Annotated in this window: 1 protein-coding gene; it reads left to right on the top strand. The window is 59.6% G+C overall.

Features of this window, described 5'->3' with window-relative positions; genetic code table 11:
- Window positions 1–671 (top strand): hemagglutinin repeat-containing protein (locus K5D32_RS25800; RefSeq protein WP_221602333.1); only part of this gene is annotated, 671 nt, incomplete at both ends.

Here is a 671-nt window from a genome sequence, read left to right as displayed (position 1 = left end):
GGCCTGATCGAGGCAGGCAATCGCCTTGACCTGCTGGCAGGCAACGACCTGATCAACAAGGCGGGCGGCATTCTGTATGGCCGTGATGTGACGCTGACCGCCACCCGTGGCGATGTCATCAACGAGCGGACAGTAACTCGCGCTGTCGGCGCAGAGGGATATCAGGATTTTGCCGACAGTGCTGCCCGTATCGAGTCTATAAACGACATGACGGTGAAGGCCGGACGGGACATGCAGAATATCGGCGGTACTCTGCAGACTGGTCGCGACCTCAGCCTGATTGCCGGTCGTGACCTGAATATCGGCGCGACACAAATCGAAACAGCGAAGGTACAAGGCGCGAATACCCAGTCCAGCATCACGCAACTGGGCTCCAGCGTCAGCGTCGGCCGTGACCTGATGGCCATTTCAGGTCGTGATATCAATGTTGTCGCCAGCGACATCGACGCCAAGCGCGACATCGCCATGGCCGCGACCGAGAACATGACCATCAGCTCGGCGGCAGACGAAACCCACTCTCTGTCCAGAAGCAAGAAACTCACTGTCCAGACCGACCATGTCAAACAAGTCTCCGCCGACCTGAATGCCGGCGGCAGCATTGCCCTGAACGCCGGCCAGGACCTGGCCGTCATCTCCAGCCGAATCACCGCAGGCGAAAACGCCAACCTCTC

The organism is Pseudomonas cichorii (assembly GCF_019719005.1).
GTDB lineage: Bacteria > Pseudomonadota > Gammaproteobacteria > Pseudomonadales > Pseudomonadaceae > Aquipseudomonas > Aquipseudomonas cichorii_E.
The sequence above is the reverse complement of the archived record's forward strand: the minus strand, read 5'-3'. Positions and strand labels throughout refer to the sequence as shown.